The organism is Ruegeria sp. HKCCA5839 (genome assembly GCF_013035585.1).
Lineage (GTDB): Bacteria > Pseudomonadota > Alphaproteobacteria > Rhodobacterales > Rhodobacteraceae > Ruegeria.
Genome location: NZ_WQIE01000002.1, coordinates 318024 through 335796 on the forward strand (window position 1 = coordinate 318024; position 17773 = coordinate 335796).

Sequence of the window (17773 nt, forward strand, 5' to 3'; positions counted from 1 at the left end):
AGAGGACTTGCCAGACTGAAGAATTGGTAATATTATTTTACCAAATTGGAGGATCAGCAATGGAAATGCCACGGCCAAATCCCGATGTGCTCGCGAAAAAGCGCATTGTTATGACGCGATTGCAGCAGGTCCTGCCTGCTGATGCGGTGATTGATGATCCAGCCGAGACGCGCGCTTATGAATGCGATGCGCTGACTGCCTATCGCTGCCCACCCATGCTGGCGGTGTTGCCTGCCTCGACGCAGGAGGTGTCGGACGTTTTACGCATCTGCCACGAAGAGGGCGTGCCGGTGGTTCCGCGCGGTTCGGGCACGTCATTGGCCGGTGGCGCTTTGCCGACGGCGGATTGTGTCATCCTTGGCATTGCCCGCATGAATGACGTGCTTGAGACGGATTACGACAACCGGTTCATCCGCCTTCAAACCGGGCGCACCAATCTGAGCGTAACCGGAGCCGTCGAAGAAGAAGACTTTTTCTATGCGCCGGATCCCTCATCTCAGCTGGCCTGTGCCATCGCCGGCAATATCGCGATGAATTCCGGCGGGGCGCATTGTTTGAAATATGGCGTGACCACGAACAACTTGCTGGGCGTCACCATGGTCATGATGGATGGCAGCGTTGTCGAGATTGGCGGCGCCTATCTGGATTCAGGCGGGTTGGACCTTTTGGGCGTCATTTGCGGATCGGAGGGTCAATTGGGCGTGGTGACCGAAGCAACCTTGCGAATTCTGCGTAAACCCGAAGGTGCGCGTCCGGTTCTGATGGGGTTCGATGACAATGAGGTGGCCGGGCAATGCGTATCTGACATTATCAAATCGGGCATTTTGCCCGTGGCGATCGAGTTTATGGACAAGCTGTGTATTCAAACCTGCGAGAACTTTGCGCAGGCCGGGTATCCCGATTGCGAAGCGCTGCTGATTGTCGAGGTTGAAGGGTCAGAAGCCGAAATTGACAGTCAACTCGCCAAGATCGTCGAGATCGCCAAGCGCCACAACCCGGTTGAACTGCGCGAAAGCCAGTCGCCCGAGGAAAGCGCCCGGATCTGGTTGGGTCGCAAATCGGCCTTTGGCGCGATGGGGCAGTTGAACGACTATATGTGTCTGGACGGAACAATCCCTGTCTCGGCTCTGCCTGCGGTTTTGCGCCGGATTGGTGAGCTGAGTGCAGAATATGGCCTGCCGGTTGGCAATGTGTTCCACGCCGGTGACGGCAATATGCACCCGCTGATCCTGTTTGATGCCAACAAACCGGGTGATCTTGAGAAATGTGAGGCGTTTGGCGCTGAGATCCTGAAGCTTTGTGTGGATGAAGGCGGTTGTTTGACCGGCGAGCATGGGGTTGGCATCGAAAAGCGCGACCTGATGCATCATCAGTACACACCAGCCGATCTGGAGGCGCAGATGGCGGTCAAGGATGTGTTTGACCCGACCTGGTTGCTGAACCCGGCAAAAGTGTTCCCCTTGGACGTGTCCGAGGGGCGGCGGATGGCGGCGGAATAGGGGGCTCTGCCCCCGTCGCGCAGGCGCGACTCCCCCGAGGTATTTTTGAACAGAAGAAGAGATATGAACCCTCAAACAGAAGCGGAACTGGCCGAATTGGTGGCCGGGTTGCAGGAACCGGTGCGAATTGTTGGTGGTGGAACGCGTGGTGTTGGCGGGCCTGAGACGGAGTTGAGCACGCGTGGCCTGAGCGGGATCACCCTTTATGAGCCTGGTGCGCTGACACTTGTGGCAACAGCCGGGACACCGGTGGCCGAGATTGAGGCTGCGTTGGATGCAGAAGGGCAGCAATTGGCATTTGAGCCAATGGATCATCGCGGAGTGTTGGGCACGCGAGGGGAACCTACGATCGGTGGCGTAGTTGCCGCGAACATTTCGGGCCCGCGCCGCATTCACGCGGGGGCGTGCCGCGATTTCCTTTTGGGGGTACGTTTTGTCGATGGGCGCGGTCAGGTAATCAAAAACGGCGGGCGGGTGATGAAGAATGTCACCGGCTATGATCTGGTCAAGCTGATGGCCGGGTCCTGGGGGACTTTGGGGGTTTTGACCGAAGTGTCGTTGAAGGTTTTGCCCAAGCCCGCGGCTGTGGCGAGCCTGTCGCTTGCCATCTCTGATGCGGCAACAGCCGTCTCGGCCATGTCGCAAGCGCTGAGATCTCCGTATGAAGTGAACGGTGCCGCTTTTGACCCAACCGCACAAAAAGCCTTGTTTAGGGTCGAGGGGTTCGCAGATTCAGTTGCCTATCGCACCGATCAGCTTGCTGAGACGCTCAGGGGATTTGGTACTCTTGTCGAAGAGCCAGATGCCGTATCCCTTTGGGCAGAGATCCGCGATGTTCGGGCCTTTGGTCAAGGCGGAGGTGATGTTTGGCGGCTTTCGGTCAAGCCCAGCGATGCGCCGGATGTTGCCGACAAAGCCGGGGCTGATCAGCTTTTGTTCGATTGGGGCGGGGGTCTGGTGTGGCTGAGGGTTCCCGCGGGCACAGATTTGCGCCAAAGACTTGGTACCTATTCAGGTCACGCGACACTTGTGCGCGCAGAGCGTTCGACAATTGAAGCGCTCGGACGTTTTCAGCCCGAAAACGCAGGGATTTCGGCTCTGACACAGGGGCTTCGCGCCAAATTCGACCCGCGCGGGCTGTTTAATCCGGGGCTCATGAGGTAAAGCGATGCAGACGACATTTACCGAAAAACAGTTGCAGAATCCGGCAATCCAGCGCTCGAATGAGATTTTGCGCAGTTGTGTGCATTGCGGGTTTTGTACCGCGACCTGTCCAACCTATCAGGTCTTGGGCGATGAGTTGGACAGCCCCCGCGGGCGTATCTATCTGATCAAAGACATGCTGGAGAATGAGCGTGTGCCCGACGAAAAGACGGTCAAACATATTGATCGCTGCCTTTCGTGTCTGGCTTGTATGACAACCTGCCCTTCGGGTGTGCACTACATGCATCTCGTGGATCACGCGCGCGAGTATATCGAGGCGAACTACAAGCGCCCCTTGACCGACCGTGTCTTGCGGTGGGTATTGGCGCAGATCCTGCCCTATCCGATGCGGTTTCGCTGGGCGTTGATCGGGGCCAAGCTGGGGCGACCGTTCAAGTTTTTGATGCCGGATGCACGATTGCGGGCGATGCTGGACATGGCGCCAAAATACATTCCTCCGGTCAGCCGCAACGATGATCCTCAGAGCTTTCCGTCCAAGGGGCAGCGGAAAAAGCGGGTCGCATTGATGACGGGTTGCGCTCAAAAGGCGCTGAATACCGATATCAACGATGCCACGATCCGCTTGCTGACGCGGTTGGGATGCGAGGTTGTAGTGGCTGAAGGGGCAGGATGTTGCGGTGCGCTGACCCATCATATGGGCAAGACAGCGCAAAGCCATGCAACGGCGGCCGCGAATATCAAAGCCTGGACGCGCGAGATGGATAATGACGGTCTGGATGCGATTGTGATCAATACATCAGGCTGCGGCACCACGGTGAAGGACTATGGCCATATGTTCCGCAACGAAGCTTTGGCCAAAGACGCTGCGCGTGTATCCGAGATCGCCGTGGATATCAGCGAGCTGCTGATGCAGTTGGATCTGCCTGATGGAGCTCAGAAGGATATGGTTGTGGCCTATCACGCAGCCTGTTCCCTACAGCACGGTCAGAAGATCAAAACCTATCCCAAAGACTTGCTGAAAAAGGCCGGATTCACTGTGTTAGAGTCTGCTGACAGCCATCTTTGCTGTGGCAGTGCCGGTACCTATAACCTGATGCAACCCGAGATCTCTGCCAAGCTCAAGCAGAGGAAAGTTCAGACGTTGGAGGCGAAGAAACCCGACGTGATCGCAGCGGGAAATATCGGCTGCATGATGCAGATTGGGTCGGGTACAAAACTTCCTGTTGTCCATACTGTCGAACTGTTGGATTGGGCGACCGGCGGGCCCGAGCCGCGCAGTTTGAAAGAAGACACAATGCCAGGGTCTGAGGTTCCTATCCTGCGTTAACGCTAAGGTACCGTTTTTGCCCTAATTTCGACAAACGCACGGCTTACCACCTGTGTCCGGGGTGGAGAGCCGGAGTTACGCGTGCGCAGTTGGATTTTCTCATTTATTTGTGCGGTTCTACCCGCGGCCGTCATGGCGCAGGACACAGGGTTGAAGCGTCTGGATACAACGGATGCCGGGCGTCAGTGGATGGCGGTCGGGCGGCTGGATATCAAGGGCGCGGGGTTTTGCACCGGCACGCTGATTTCCCCAACACATGTGCTGACTGCCGCGCATTGTCTTTTCGACAAGGCGACACAAACGCGGATTGATCCGGCGCGCATTCAGTTTCTCGCAGGTTGGAGATTGGGCCGCGCTTCGGCATATCGGGTTGCGCGCCAGACCGTTATTCATCCCGACTATGAATACCACCACGAAACGACCGCTGCGCGGGTCCAAAATGACATCGCCTTGATCGAGCTTTGGCAACCGGTTCGCAACACTGCGGTAACACCCTTTGATACCGGTCAACGCCCTGCGCAGGGTCAAGAAGTTGGCGTTGTCTCTTATGCTCAGGACCGCGCTGAAACACCCTCTTTGCAAGAAGTTTGTTCGGTCATGAGCGGGTTGGGGGGCATTCTTGTTATGTCCTGTGACGTGGAGCTGGGCGCGTCGGGTGCGCCGGTGTTCTCGTTTTTGGGTGAGCAGCCGCAGATTGTCTCGATCGTCGCGGCCAAAGCCGAAATCAGAGGACAGCGTGTTGCTCTGGCGACCCCGGTCGACGACGCGTTGGAGGTCTTGCACGATGAATTGTCGGCTGGCCGGGGTTTGAAAGCATCATCCCAAGGTTCTGAAACTGACCGGAATATCGGAGCGAGGTTTATTCGACCGTGATAAGATTTCTTTTTTCCATTTTGTTGACCCTGAACGCTTCAATTGCTTTGGCCCAAAGCGACAAGCGCAAGCTGACCGATCGGAGCGACCTTTACGGATGGGAAGCTGTCGGTCGGTTGGATATTGGCACTCGCTCGTTCTGCACCGGTACGTTAATCGCGCAGGATCTGGTTTTGACCGCTGCACATTGCGCTTTGGATCGTAAGACTGGAAATCCTTATTTGCCCGGTGAAGTTACCTTTCGCGCAGGGCTCAGCAATGGATCGGCGCTTGCGGATCGTAAGGTCGTGCAAATTGTTGCGCACCCCGACTATGGAACCAATGCACCGCTTTCGCCCGCAAGTGTTCGTACGGATGTGGCTCTGATGCGGTTGGATGAGCCAATTCCCTATTCAATTGCAAATCCCTTTGCACTGCATGATGGGCAGGCGTTGTCGGATGAAGTCAGCATCGCCTCATATGGCCGCGGACGCGCCGACGCGATAACGCGCGAAAGGTCATGCAACATATTGGACCGAGTACAGGGCCTGATCCTGTTCAATTGTGACATTACCTTCGGGTCTTCCGGTTCTGCGCTTTTGGCGCGCAAGGGATCGCGTTGGCAGATCCTGTCAGTTGTGTCGGCTGTCAGTGTAGATGAACGTGGCAAGATCGGATTTGGGATGGAGTTATCGGGCATTGTATCGGAATTGCGCAGCACCATGCGCAAACGGGCGCCGCAGCCCAAGGCCGAAATTCGTCGTTTGCGTGTCGGCTCAGGCAAGTCAGGTTCGGGTGCCAAATTCATTCGTCCGGACGGGTCTTGAACACACCACAAAGGCTTCCCATCTGAATCCTACCGGATCGCCACAACGGGGTCCGGAACACTCAATCGCCCGTCCGAATGGAGGGCTTCGACATAAATCGCTCTGAAAGAGGATTGCACCTATGCGTACATTTGACTTTGCACCGCTGCATCGCGCCACCATTGGTTTTGACCAGATCGCCGACGTGATGGATCGTGTGTTGACCAAAGATGTGGCTCAGCCCACATACCCGCCCTACAACATCGAAAAGACCGACGCTGACACCTATCGTATTTCGGTGGCTGTTGCCGGGTTTTCGGAAAATGATCTTTCGGTCGAAGTGAAAGAGAATTCACTGGTCGTCTCTGGCAAGAAAGCGGCGGACGAAAAAGAACGCAGCTATCTGCACCGTGGCATCGCCACCCGCGCATTCGAGCGCCGTTTTGCACTGGCGGATCATGTGCGCGTCACCGGCGCTAGCCATGAGAACGGCATGCTGAACATCGACCTGAAGCGAGAAGTGCCTGAAGCGCTGAAACCGCGCCGGATCGAGATCTCTTCGTCCAAAGCGATCGAAAAAGACGTCGTTGACGCCAAGGCCGTAAACTAAGGCCCTTTTGAACCCGCGATAATCTCCTCCTCCCGTATTATCGCACCACACGCCCCGCGTTCCTCCAGACGCGGGGCGTTGTGATCTTAGAGCACCCCGTAGAATCAGAGCGGGATCGCCGCTGCGTTGAAGCGCAGAAACGGGGACAATATCTCTGGTTGAGCGTTACTTTCCTGCCCAAAAAAGCGGATTGTTTCGGTTTTTAGGAAATTCTGGGGCTGTAAACGGCTCGATCTGTGAACCAGTTCACTCAAGCCACCTCATTTCCATGCTAGCCCGGAAGAGTTTTGTTTTAGGGGGTAATACATGGTTGTTCATTCGGTTGCAGAAATTGTAAAGACGCGCGCGCTTCCACAAAGCGGTCCTGACATTACGGTCAGCGAGGCCTGTGGTGTTTTGGATGACCTCAATGTGGGTGCCTTGGTTGTCATCGAAGACGATGCGCTGATCGGTATTCTGAGTGAACGCGATGTAATCGAGAAATGTATATATCCGAAGAAATCGACCGGTCAGACTCGCGTGCGTGAAATCATGACGCCCAGCCCGTCAGTCGCTCATGCGACCTGCAGCCCTGCAGAGGCCATGAAGCTGATGGTCGAGGGCGGGTTCAAACATTTGCCGGTCGTCGATGGGCCGCGGGTTGTCGGGCTGTTGTCGATGCAAGATGTACCGTCCGAATATCAAGTGATGCTGGAACAGTTCACCGAAGCGCAATCTGCCCCTAGCTACGGTTTGCAGCAATAGACAGGCCGTCAGCTACAGCGGTGAACACCTCCGAAAATCGGTGCTCTGCGTCAGGAAAAACCGACTTCATGGATGTTGTCACAGTGCTCATCAGGCTTGATCCGCCGACATAGACAATACAATCCACCTTATTCGTGGCGATGCCACCCTGTTTCAGTGTCTCGCGTGCTGCCTCTGACAGTTTGTGCTCAAACGGGTTGAGCGACGGAGCCAAGCGCGCCATCGATACCGGGACACACAAGTCGCGTTCTATTTGAGCCAGCGAGATTTCTGCGTCAGAGCTTTGCGTGTTGGCCGCGATCTTGCCGCGTTCGACCGCGAAGGCCAGATCGTGGCCCAGCTCGTCATGCAGAACTGTTGACAGCCGCGCCAGCTTCTAGGGCTCTTCCGCCAGGCGCGCCATCTCGTCGACCATCCGTCGATTTTGTGGCGTATAGAGGAACGGGATCTTTTCCCAAGTCGCCAAGTCGTTGAAAATTGCTGCAGGCGTTGGTGAGGTGCCGGGGCCCATCACTTTGCACAGTTTGGTGCCTTTGCCCAATAGGGGCATCACCAAATCCACGTTGATGGCCCGGTCGAAATCCGTGCCACCAATACGCACCCCGTGATTGGCCAAAATCTCAACCTGCGCCCCGTGGGTCCGAAACAGCGAAAAATCCGAGGTTCCGCCGCCGATATCAACGATCAACCCGATTTGATCCGTCTGCCCCAATGCCCCGCTGGAAATCGCCGCCGCGACGGGTTCGGGCATGAAATCCACTTGGCTAAACCCGGCCGCCAAATAGCATGCGCGCAGGTCGGCCTCGGCCTGTTCTTCGCGTGGGTCCGCGGTGGCGTGAAACACGACGGGGCGACCTGACAAAGCTTGATCAATTGTTGCCCCGCACTGTGCTTCGGCCCGCTCTTTGATGCGGGCCAGAAAGCGCGAGATGATATCGACGAAGGTTACGCTTTCATTCAGGATCTGACGCTTCTCATGCATCAGACTGGTGCCCAATACCCGTTTCAGCGCCCGCATGAATCGCCCCTCGGCCCCGTTCAACAGCGCCGTGTTTGCGGGCTCGCCAATCAGGGTCTCGCGGGTGTCGAAGTCGAAGAAGAATGTGGTGGGCAGGGTTGTTTGCCCGGGCGCCATCTCGACCAGCTTGGGCTTTCCGTTTTCCAGATACCCGGCAGCGGAGTTCGACGTGCCGAAATCAATACCCAATACGGGGCCATGAGGTGCCATGCCCAAAGCTTTTTAGAAATTGCGCAGAAGGTGGTGCAGCTAATGTCTCAGCGACACCGGGTCAAGCGGGTACTTCGACCTGGTTGCATTGGTCTGGTCACTGCCGCAAAAAACTATGTAGCTTCCTGACCTCTTGCCACAGATTTCCGATGCGTTTTTTTGCCAATCAATAACACCGACAGAGTGCTCGGCAACCTGAGTGCAACTTTATAGAGGATTGATCCGCAGAACAGTGCTATCACCGGCGCTCCAAGGAAGAAAAGCACATATATCGGCTGGTTTGGATCTAATCCAATGTGCACCAATACTTGATACAAGGTAGAGATAACTATCGCGTGGCTAAGAAACGCGGGGTAAATAAATGGCTCGCGCTTAACGAAGAAGCCTGAGAAGTGTATTTTCACAGCTACAAGGCTGAGTGCCAAGAAACCAAAAACAAGTGCAAGCCGTTTGAAAAGATTACTTGCAAGGTGGACTAGGTTTTGGAGTTGGCTTGAATCCGGTTGCGTTTGCGACATGAAGAGCATCAGCGCAAAAAACGAGATAAAGGCAGGTATGGCAATCTTGGGATCTGCCATCTGCGCTAGCGAAACGCGCTTGTGACGCAATACAAAGCCAAAAAGCATAAATAGCAAAATGCTCTCGCGAAAGACCAGTGGTTCCAGGCTGTCGGTAAAGTAGGCGGCCAAACCGACAACAACGCTGACCAAGGGAAAGGCGACAATCAAAGGTCGCGCGAGCGCGATAATGCACGAGGAAACAAACAAATCGCGCAGAAAGAACAGAGGAAGGCCGAGCGTTTTGTCAAACAGTCCTGTCACGTTATTCAATAGGTCCAACTGGGACGCTGATTTGAGGATCTCGGCTGTTGTTGTCGATATCCCAGCGGAAAGAGCCAAAAGTGCCAAAGCAATCGTGATGACGTTCCAAGCGATCATGGGAACATATAAAACGATAAATCGATCTTTTATGGTTTTCAGCAAGCCGCGAATAACCGTGTCGTATAAGAGAAAGCCGCTGATCATGCTTAATGCCGCAACGCTCGCGCGGCCGCTCGTCTCAATCAAGAGCCAGGCAAGAAACTGATAGTCCCCTGTCATCACCGCGCTTTCTTGGCGAGGACCAGGGTTCACATGAACGTACATCATGCAAAAAATGCATAGAAATCTGGTAACAGAAATAATCTGAGAGTCGGTCGACAGTCGGTTCATTCGTTCACTCGTTAAAGGGGCACCGAATTAATATTCAGTACTTAAAATATAATACAATAGTGCGCGAAATAAGAAAACCAAATTAAATTAATACACCCCAACTTTGGCCACAATGCTGTATTAATCGTCGTATTGTTTCGCTCGGCCCTATCGGCATTCGCGACTTCGGTCGTATCAACGTTAAATAAGCTCCGCGAAGTCAGACGCGAAGCTTGTGCTTTCAGAGCTGGATCAATTGCCCGCGTTCACAGATCCGATCGACCAGAACATCGTCTCACCCGAAGCGTCGTCGACACCGTCATTGTCGGTCATCACAAACGCGTCGCCCGAGGGCAGGATCGCCAAGCCTTCGATCTTGTCAAGAACATAGCCGCCAGTTGAGGTCAAGTCGGGCAGAAGGTCGCGGACCTCTTGCTTGCTGACCACGGGCAGGGGGCCTCCCAACGGGGCAGGGCTCATGTCTGCCAGCGGGATGCGATAGATCTTTTTGGTCACCGCGCGGTGGTCGTGCTGGTTGTCGCGTTCAATGACATAAACATGGTCACCAAAGGCCACGATCTCCGACAGACCGACCCAGCCGGTTTCAGGATCCGCTTTGGGATAGTGCACCGCACCCCATTCGCCGCTGTCCAGATTGTAGGCGACCAGTTTCACGTGATTTTCCGGGTCGTCCTTCCATTCACGCTGAACGGCCATCCACAGAGTGTCGCCGACCTTGGTAATGCCCTCAAAGCCAAAGCGTTTCTCGACGGCCATCAATTCCGCTGGTAGGCCGATCTCACCCTTGCGATCCTTGATCAGACCGTCGGCCGAGACGTGATAGATCGCATGCGGGATAACCCGGTCGGTGCGACCTTCTGAGGCGACGTAGAAGCCGCCATTGCCGTCCAGGGTGATGCCCTCAAGGTCCAGCTTTTGCGCCGGGTTGCCGTCTTGGCGATGGATGCGGATCACGTCCACGATGCGGGCAGGCTGCTGGCTGGGGTCGATCTTGAAGATCGAAGGCTGAAAGCCATAGAAGCTGTCATTGACCGCATAGATCATGCCATCTTCGTCCGCGACCAGCCCGGACAGGGCGCCCCAACCGATCAACTCATCCGCGCCTTCCGAGGTCAGATGCGGATAGGTGGCAGGCGCATCCTGATATTCGAAGATCGACACATGCGCGCGCGGGCCACCATCTTCGATCAGGTCTTTTTCATTGGCCGAGATCAGCAGGTTGCGCTCGGGGATCGCTACATAGCCTTCAGGGCCAACGCCTGAGGGTAGCAGCTGTTTCAGCACCGGGTTCGCCGGATCAGTGGCGTCATAGACGCCGACGACCGAGGCGCGCTCGGCCCCGACAAAGATCATCGGAGTGCCACCAAATGTGGCAGCGGTCACGCTTTCGGGTTCAACCCCTTTGCTGTCCGAACGTTTGTCGGGATAGTGACCGATCTGGATAATGGCTTTCTCGAAATCGGTGCCGTTTTCGTAAACAACACTGCCGTCCTTGTGAAAGATCGTCCAACCGCGCGAACCGCCTTCGTAATCGCCCTCATTAGCCGTGGCGAAGTGGTTGTCATCGATCCATTTCACCGCGTCTGGCTCACGCAGGCGACCCGGCTGGCTTTCGGTAAAGATCAGTGCGCCGCGCTCATCGGTGGCGTCGATGCCGTCCAGATCTACGCTACCGGCTGAGAAATGGCTGATGACCTTGCCATCCTTGTTGACTACCGCGATGTGGTTGTTTTCCTGCAGGGTGATGACGGTCTCACCCAGGCTGTTGATGTCAACAAACTCAGGCTCGGGGTCGGTGGGCGCAACCTCGGCCAGACCGGTCAGGGTGGCCAGTGTCATGCCCGCGCAATCCAGTGCGCCATCCTTCAGCGGCACCAGAGCCAGAGACCCGGCAGGCAGCTGCGGGATGATGCCATCGTTCAGGTCTTCGTCGCGCTCATTTTCAATGGCCACGGCAACAAAACTGCCATCGGGTGCGATGGCAACGCTGTCGGGCTGACCGCCCAGATCGCAGGCGCCGGTTTCCGCTTTGCTTGCGATGTCGACCGAGATCAGCTTGCCCGACGGTGCGGTATAGCTCTCGGATGTGTTCACACCGACAAACGCGGTCGCACCAACGATGCCGACCGAAGTGGGCTCACCACCCACATCCATCGCACCCAGCGGGGCCGGCTTCGCGGGGTTGGTGATGTCGATCATCCCGATCACACCCAGCGGGCTGTCGGTATAGACCAGTGTCATGCCATCGGCCGTAGCGGCGATGATCTCGGGCGAGGTTTCGCGGGTGGTATCGGCCCCTTCGCCCATGTTTTTGACAACAGGGAAAGACGCAATCCGGTTGAAATTCATCTCTGCCAGGCCCTGACCGGCGGTCAGTGCAAGGGCAGATGTCAGGCAGACAAGGCGCAGTGACATCCTGTGGTATCCTCTCTCACTAGAACGTCGAGTGGCATGGACCGGGTTTATTGCGTGACCATGACGGTTTTGTTTCAGTTTGATGACAAAGGGCGGCGGCGTTGCAGGGAAAGCGCGCGTACCCAAATCCACGCGCCAAATGGGTGTTGCCGCTATCTTTTGGCGGGTGAATTTGTCAGTCTTTTCTGGAATTTATCGCCCGAGGGGATGTAAAAGGCCGTAACATCACCTATCTATAGGGTATATAACGAAAAAAGGGATAGAAGATGTCGAACCAGCAGTTTGAATCATTGATTCAGGAAACCCAGACCAAAGTCCGCGAAAGCCAGTCACAGATCGAAAGCCTGACCTCGCGGATCGAAGCCGCACGGGCCAAGATCGGCACGGCTGAGGCCGATATCGACATCGAAAATGCCACGTTAGAGGATGTGCACGCCCATACCGAGGTGATGAACGCCAATATCGCCGAGCTGATCATGGGTCTGGACGACGTGACCAGCGCCTTTTCCAAGGATTTCGACGAAATGCGCTCTAAGACCGGGTGGGAGAGCTTTGTCGGCATTTTCGCCAAGGGTAAATCCGAGTCGATGCGGCAGGAGCGGATGCGCACCGCCAATATTGACGACAAGCTGCAAGACCTGATCGCCAAATCCGATGTGATCGTGAAGCTGCTGGAAGGGCAGTTGGCGGTGCTGGAAGAACAGCGGGTGAAGGTCGAACAGAACCTTTCCGTCACGCTGGATGACCGTGAGGCGACCGTGGCCGAACTGGAGGCATTGCGTGCCGAGATTCAAGGCATGGACCCGACGATTATTACTCTGGAAAACAAGATCAGCGTCGAACAGGACGCCGCTGCGCGCACACAGCTGGAAACCGAACTGGCCGAGCTGAACACGCAATACAACGCCAAGGTTCAGGAAGAACAGGTCAAGCTGGCCAAAAGCCAGACGCTTGAGCGCTATATCGAAAAGGGCAAAACCTGGGTCGATTCACTGCAAAACCAGGCGGCGACGCAGATGGTGCTGATCAACAAGCTGCAAACAGACACGCAGCAGCGCGTGGTGCTCTATGACGCCCTGACCAAATCGTTGAAAACCGCGCAGCAGCAGGACGTGGCGCACCGCATCAACGAGATCGGCGTGCAGACCGACCAAGAGGCCCAAACCGCCATGGCCGCCATCGGCACCGCGACCAACCAGAAAATGGCCGATATGCTTGAGGCGCATGAGGACCACATGGTCTTCGCCCGCGACGTGCTGGAGAAAAAGGCCAAGGCGGACGAACGCTTTGCCCGTCGGTTCGCGTCGATTGTGGAGAAGCATGATAAGAATTTGTATGGGGGTTAAACCTCTATGGTTCGATCGGGTCGGACTAGCTCGATCCTTAAACTCTTGGCTTCGTTCTTGGGGCTTAGCGCCATCGGAATGCTGTTTTGCGTAGGATCATGTGTGATCGCAATAAGAGTTTTTGGTTCGGATGCTTTGATTGCCGAGGTCGTCTTAGTCTCGACCAGCATGGCGTTCATTGTCTATGGTGTTTGGTTGTTCACTTGGTTTCGCACAAAGGGGAACGAGCTTGATCGAAAATACCGCCCTTGGGCCTACGACAAGTTTGGTAACCCAAAATGACTAACCCCACCCAAGACCATGTCGGCCTGACCGACACTTTCGCCTCGCGCCGCTATTTCCGTAAGTTTGAGGTGATCACCGTTCACCTCCTGCGCGTGGCTGCGACGATGGAGGCTGAGGGCGCGTTCAGCAAGCAAGAGGTGCGGATCGTGTCGCGGTATCTTTCGGGGCTGCTCTACACCTTTCGCGCGCTCAGCATGAAATACCTGCTGGTCGGGCGCGATACGGGGCGGTTCTTTGGCAGTCTTGCGATGGACAAGCGCGACAGCGGGTTTCCGGTGGCGGCCGAGTTGCTGACCATGGCGAATGACGCGCAGCAGGCGCAGGTGCATCTGGCGAATATGCCCTCAGCCGATGAGCTGAAAAACGACATGGTGCGGACGATTATTGGCGATCAGGAGATCCCCACCAAGCTGCAATTCGCGCTGTCCCAAAGGCTCTATTACGAGGAATTGCTTAAGGGAGAGCTGTTTTGGGCGCGTAACGATCCCGAATGTCACTGGATCGAGAATGAAGGCGATCGCCGCAAGTTCCTGCTGCACTGGGCCGTCTATGACAGTCAGATCAACCTGCCGGTTCTATACATGATGCAGTTGGAAGACAGCGGCAAGACAGCGCTGCCCAAGGACCAACGCCGCTGGCCCGAGGTGCAGGCACATCTTATGGCGCAGTCTTTGGGCGGGTTGAAGTTGGTGACCATCGCCAAAGGGTTCGATCAGGATTTCGACGATCTGCATCCCAAACACGTACGCCGTATCCATGTGGGGCCGATGTATTCCTCGGCCTATACCGAGCAATCCGGGCCATTGCGTCGGGTGCTGGAAGATGCGCAGGCCCCTGAGGGACAGGATTGGGCCATGGCCTGGACCACCGAGGAGTTGCAGAGCGAGGACGTGGTGCAGGAACGCGCAGGCTGGTTCGGCATGGTCGACCGCGAGGTTTTTGCGCTGGACCCGTTTGGCGGGCAAGGGGCCGAAACCGGGGAGACACGCACGCAGCGCTCGATCATTCTGCCGCAGCGCCCGTTTCAGGTGCTGGCTGAGCGTAACCCGCCGGGTTTTGGGGATGTGCGTAAATTCGTGGTCAGCAAGGCAGGGCAGGTGTTGCGCTATTAGATTTCATGCCTCCGGCGGAGGTATTTTTGAACAGAAGAAGATATGACTGAAGATCTTAATAGGCTTATGCCAATAGTTGAAGTGATCGGGCGGCGACCCGGCATGTATGTTGGGCGCTCCGATGACGTGTTTGCTGTGAATACCTTCCTGTCTGGTCTCTTCATGGGAGCAAGTCTCGACCTATCTGGCACGTTTCGCGAGTGGGTACGGAGCCGGTATGCTGACGAGCCTCGAGCGTCTTTTGCTCAACTGGAGTGGTCGCTCAGAAACGAATGCCCCGAAATTTCAGATGATGTGATTATCTACAAGATTGCTCAGATCGCGCAGGATTTTCTGTCGCAGCGGATAAAAAGTGGAGATATTTCATGAGTTTGACGTCAGATCAGATGGAATTGCGCGAGGCGGATATTCGCAAGCATTATCCGGCAGCGACCGCTTTGCTGAACGGGTTCGAGCATGCGCCGCGGATTGCCAAACCGGTTGAGGCAGCGGTGGAGCGGTCTCCGGGTGTCACAACAAGGCGGCGATTTCGGTCGACGACGCCGGGTTTGGTGACGCGGCGGGTGGCGCGGGCGGATGGTGTGCATCTGGTCGAGCGGATCGAGGCGTCGGATCATGGCGATGCGCTGGTATCGCCGCCGCAGGCGACGGTGCAGCAGAGTATTCGCCGGGCCATCGCGATTGCTCTGGCGGTGGCTGAGGCTTATGCTGAACAGACCCCGCTGGCCGATCTGAAACGCGCCAATCTGGCGGGGGATTTGCCCGCGGCGCGGAAGAGTGAATTCTCGGAATTGCTGACGGCTGAGGCGCTGATTACGGGTCATGTGTTTGGCAACTCGCTGGCTTACCTCATGTCCTCGCATCTGGGCGAAACCACGGTAGATCTGGGTGAGATCGAAGAGGTATTGACGGATAATGGCCAGCTTGCTCTGCATGGCGCGCTGTGGGAATTGGATCAGATGCTGGCCAAACATGCGCCCGATGATGCGCATCTGATCGCGGCCACCAGCGCCTATGCCGAGCAGTTGATGGACAAGGTTGCATTGCGCGCGCAATCAGCGGGCCATTTGAGCCCGTTTCAGACTGCGGCCTGGCATATCGAAGCGGATGATCTGACGATCCGGGGGTTTGAGCCGGCGTCCAAGGCCAAATCCACCACACTGACTATGACGTTCAAGAAACCGAACGAAGTGGTGGGCAACCATATCGCCAAATATCAGGCGATGAAGCTGGCCAAGATGCTAATGGCCTATGATTTCGACCGTCGCCTGAACCCGTTTGCCGAGCTTGGCGGGTTCATCTTTACCTTCATGGGCGACGGCAAACCGGGCACAGGGAAAACCACGCTGATCCAGATGATGGCCGGGTTGATCAACGAGTATTGCCAGAACGCAGGCTATCCGTTCCGCTATCAGAACCTGAGCACCGACAATATCGACAGCTATCAGGGCAAGTCAGGCCAGAACGCCAAGGCGTTTATCAACACGATTATTGACCCCTCGGTCATCGGCTTTGGTACCATCGACGATATCGACCAACTGGCGGGTAAGCGTGGTGATCGGCAGTCCAGCGCCGGACAGTTGGAAATCACCGCCGTGCTGATGGAAAGCTTTGCCGGGGCCAACACGGTTGTGCGTGGCAATTGCACCTTTGGCATGTTCTCGAACTACCCCGAGAATGTGGATGACGCCCTGCGCCAGCGGGCCGGTGCGCGGTTCCTGGTGGACGGGCCGCAAACGCGTGAGGACTATATCGACATCCTGCACCTGCTGATGGGCCGCAACCACGACATTCCGCTGGGCGAACATGAGGCCTATGCCGCGCAGGAGATCAAGAAGGCCGTCGCCGCCAGTTTCGAAAGCCATTCCCGCCCGCATGAGGATGCTTTGTTGCAGGTTTACGACCGGGTATCGGCTCAGATCGGCCAGATGGACACCATCGCCAAGCTGGGCACCTACCTCAAGGCGATCCAAGCCGCGGATGAACGGTTCACGGGCCGCGCCATTAAGAACATCACCGACGCGGTCAAGGTCCGCGCGATGGATTTCGAACTGCCCGACGAGTGGATGGAAAACCCCGAGCTGTTCCTGTTCCGCGACTATGACACCAAAAAGGCCATGATCGCTGACCTGCGCCAGCCGATCACGGTCGAGATGGTGATCCAGGAAATCAACCGCTACGCCGACAGCGAATTCCGCTATGCCGACAAGAGCGACGAGGTCGCGATTGAGAACGCGGTGCGTGAGATGGGCCGGATGGAGGAGGCCAAACGCCGGTATCTGGAGGGGAAAGGGTGAGCGGCGGGCTGTTCCTTATTTTGGCGTCTCTGATTGCGGCCTGCGTCTTTATGGGTATTTGGGTTGCCCGTTGTCGAAATGCATCGCGCAGGGCTGTGGCGATGCTTGCGCTTATCGTATTTGCGATCACCTATATCTGGAGCAGCCTGTTCGAGATTTGGATCAATGGTGCCTCGGTCTTGCGTCCTCAGTCTCTGTTGCACGCATTCGGACCTGGTGAAATGCCTTCACATTTTCTTGGCCAGTCGTTGTTCTGGTATGTTCCGGCGATGATCTTTGCAGGTGGCGCGTATGCAACAACGCGTCGTCGTTCAAAGGAGGCGAAGACATGATACTGACACTTGCAATCACCGCTGTTGCTCTGGTTTTGGGTCTGATCTTGCCATTGCGCTGGGGCGTAGTTGGCTTTCTGGGGGCTGTGGCGGTTCTCTATCTGATCCAGTTCGGCATCAATACCAGCCGCGGGTTCGAGGGCGCCTCGTGGGAAGAGACGCTGATCCTGTTTGAGGGCAGCGTGGTGTCTTACATCGGGTTTAATTTGCAGATCACCGCGCGAGCCTTTGCGTTGCCTTTGCTGGTGTTGGCGGTTGTGGTTGTGGGGCGGTTCAGCAAGGGAGTAAGCTGAGTTGAAAATATGCTTGAACTGTTTAGCGAGTGAGCCTGAGTGCTAGATATCGTCTTCCTGATAACCTGTACTCTTTTCGCCTTTTTCGGCATTAAGTTCGTCCTTTGGGTGATAAGGCGTCTCTTGCCTGTTCCAAAGGGAGCGTTCATGTGGTTGCGTTTCTTTGTTTGGTGGACCGCAAGTTTGGGTTTTGTAGTTGCCGTATACTTCGGCGTTATCGCTTTTTCCGGTGTTCTTGTTTTGGAAATTTGG

Annotated in this window: 15 protein-coding genes and 1 pseudogene; 13 read left to right on the forward strand and 3 right to left on the reverse strand. The window is 56.1% G+C overall.

The window, feature by feature from the left end; translation table 11 throughout:
* Positions 1-59 precede the first annotated feature (59 nt).
* From GOV38_RS07105 to GOV38_RS07135, 7 genes are all read left to right on the forward strand, one after another.
* Positions 60-1499: an FAD-linked oxidase C-terminal domain-containing protein gene (locus tag GOV38_RS07105; RefSeq protein WP_171208597.1), complete on the forward strand. Its 1440-nt coding sequence runs from the start codon at positions 60-62 to the stop codon at positions 1497-1499.
* Positions 1500-1562: 63 nt separating this feature from the next.
* Entirely contained in the window at positions 1563-2663 is a 1101-nt protein-coding gene (locus GOV38_RS07110; protein ID WP_171208598.1) for an FAD-binding protein, read from the forward strand.
* 4 nt (positions 2664-2667) lie between these two features.
* Positions 2668-3990 carry a glycolate oxidase subunit GlcF gene (gene glcF / locus GOV38_RS07115; RefSeq protein ID WP_171208599.1) on the forward strand — a complete coding sequence of 441 codons (1323 nt, stop codon included), beginning with the start codon at positions 2668-2670 and terminating at the stop codon, positions 3988-3990.
* Between the two features lie 132 nt (positions 3991-4122).
* Complete coding sequence (locus GOV38_RS07120; protein WP_171208600.1) at positions 4123-4863, forward strand: serine protease; 741 nt, start codon at positions 4123-4125, stop codon at positions 4861-4863.
* Positions 4860-5669 carry a trypsin-like serine protease gene (locus GOV38_RS07125; RefSeq protein ID WP_171097824.1) on the forward strand — a complete coding sequence of 270 codons (810 nt, stop codon included), beginning with the start codon at positions 4860-4862 and terminating at the stop codon, positions 5667-5669. The genes GOV38_RS07120 and GOV38_RS07125 overlap by 4 nt, the downstream gene beginning before the upstream one ends.
* Positions 5670-5790: 121 nt before the next feature.
* On the forward strand, positions 5791-6258 hold the full coding sequence (locus tag GOV38_RS07130; protein WP_171097826.1) for an Hsp20 family protein: 468 nt from the start codon (positions 5791-5793) through the stop codon (positions 6256-6258).
* A 306-nt stretch (positions 6259-6564) separates the two neighbouring features.
* Complete coding sequence (locus GOV38_RS07135) at positions 6565-7002, forward strand: CBS domain-containing protein (protein ID WP_171208601.1); 438 nt, start codon at positions 6565-6567, stop codon at positions 7000-7002.
* Here the strand turns inward: GOV38_RS07135 and GOV38_RS07140 are convergent.
* From GOV38_RS07140 to GOV38_RS07150, 3 genes and pseudogenes are all read right to left on the reverse strand, one after another.
* Positions 6980-8230, reverse strand: a pseudogene (locus GOV38_RS07140) (Hsp70 family protein). The gene GOV38_RS07135 and the pseudogene GOV38_RS07140 overlap by 23 nt on opposite strands.
* Before the next feature lie 113 nt (positions 8231-8343).
* Entirely contained in the window at positions 8344-9441 is a 1098-nt protein-coding gene (locus GOV38_RS07145) for an acyltransferase family protein (protein ID WP_171208602.1), read from the reverse strand.
* Positions 9442-9672: 231 nt separating this feature from the next.
* Positions 9673-11856, reverse strand: coding sequence for an esterase-like activity of phytase family protein (locus GOV38_RS07150; protein WP_171208603.1), 2184 nt, complete (start codon positions 11854-11856; stop codon positions 9673-9675).
* A gap of 266 nt (positions 11857-12122) precedes the next feature.
* On the opposite strand from GOV38_RS07150, the gene GOV38_RS07155 reads away from it, so the two are divergent.
* From GOV38_RS07155 to GOV38_RS07180, 6 genes are all read left to right on the forward strand, one after another.
* On the forward strand, positions 12123-13202 hold the full coding sequence (locus GOV38_RS07155; RefSeq protein ID WP_171097833.1) for a hypothetical protein: 1080 nt from the start codon (positions 12123-12125) through the stop codon (positions 13200-13202).
* Between the two features lie 278 nt (positions 13203-13480).
* Complete coding sequence (locus tag GOV38_RS07160; protein ID WP_171208604.1) at positions 13481-14599, forward strand: hypothetical protein; 1119 nt, start codon at positions 13481-13483, stop codon at positions 14597-14599.
* Positions 14600-14641: 42 nt separating this feature from the next.
* On the forward strand, positions 14642-14968 hold the full coding sequence (locus tag GOV38_RS07165; RefSeq protein WP_171208605.1) for a hypothetical protein: 327 nt from the start codon (positions 14642-14644) through the stop codon (positions 14966-14968).
* On the forward strand, positions 14965-16896 hold the full coding sequence (locus tag GOV38_RS07170) for an ATP-binding protein (RefSeq protein ID WP_171208606.1): 1932 nt from the start codon (positions 14965-14967) through the stop codon (positions 16894-16896). The genes GOV38_RS07165 and GOV38_RS07170 overlap by 4 nt, the downstream gene beginning before the upstream one ends.
* Positions 16893-17228, forward strand: a complete 336-nt coding sequence (locus GOV38_RS07175) for a hypothetical protein (RefSeq protein WP_171208607.1) — start codon at positions 16893-16895, stop codon at positions 17226-17228. The genes GOV38_RS07170 and GOV38_RS07175 overlap by 4 nt, the downstream gene beginning before the upstream one ends.
* Positions 17225-17521: a hypothetical protein gene (locus GOV38_RS07180; protein ID WP_171208608.1), complete on the forward strand. Its 297-nt coding sequence runs from the start codon at positions 17225-17227 to the stop codon at positions 17519-17521. Before GOV38_RS07175 ends, GOV38_RS07180 begins: the two co-directional genes overlap by 4 nt.
* The last annotated feature ends 252 nt before the right edge of the window (positions 17522-17773 follow it).

What these genes read in the sequence shown, in the direction of transcription:
- GOV38_RS07165 (WP_171208605.1), top strand. Translation starts at nt 14,642, where the DNA reads ATGACTGAAGATCTTAATAGGCTTATGCCAATAGTTGAAGTGATCGGG.
- GOV38_RS07110 (WP_171208598.1), top strand. Translation starts at nt 1,563, where the DNA reads ATGAACCCTCAAACAGAAGCGGAACTGGCCGAATTGGTGGCCGGGTTG.
- GOV38_RS07170 (WP_171208606.1), top strand. Translation starts at nt 14,965, where the DNA reads ATGAGTTTGACGTCAGATCAGATGGAATTGCGCGAGGCGGATATTCGC.
- GOV38_RS07105 (WP_171208597.1), top strand. Translation starts at nt 60, where the DNA reads ATGGAAATGCCACGGCCAAATCCCGATGTGCTCGCGAAAAAGCGCATT.
- GOV38_RS07160 (WP_171208604.1), top strand. Translation starts at nt 13,481, where the DNA reads ATGACTAACCCCACCCAAGACCATGTCGGCCTGACCGACACTTTCGCC.
- GOV38_RS07120 (WP_171208600.1), top strand. Translation starts at nt 4,123, where the DNA reads ATGGCGCAGGACACAGGGTTGAAGCGTCTGGATACAACGGATGCCGGG.
- GOV38_RS07130 (WP_171097826.1), top strand. Translation starts at nt 5,791, where the DNA reads ATGCGTACATTTGACTTTGCACCGCTGCATCGCGCCACCATTGGTTTT.
- GOV38_RS07180 (WP_171208608.1), top strand. Translation starts at nt 17,225, where the DNA reads ATGATACTGACACTTGCAATCACCGCTGTTGCTCTGGTTTTGGGTCTG.
- GOV38_RS07155 (WP_171097833.1), top strand. Translation starts at nt 12,123, where the DNA reads ATGTCGAACCAGCAGTTTGAATCATTGATTCAGGAAACCCAGACCAAA.
- GOV38_RS07135 (WP_171208601.1), top strand. Translation starts at nt 6,565, where the DNA reads ATGGTTGTTCATTCGGTTGCAGAAATTGTAAAGACGCGCGCGCTTCCA.
- glcF (WP_171208599.1), top strand. Translation starts at nt 2,668, where the DNA reads ATGCAGACGACATTTACCGAAAAACAGTTGCAGAATCCGGCAATCCAG.
- GOV38_RS07150 (WP_171208603.1), bottom strand. Translation starts at nt 11,856, where the DNA reads ATGTCACTGCGCCTTGTCTGCCTGACATCTGCCCTTGCACTGACCGCC.
- GOV38_RS07145 (WP_171208602.1), bottom strand. Translation starts at nt 9,441, where the DNA reads ATGAACCGACTGTCGACCGACTCTCAGATTATTTCTGTTACCAGATTT.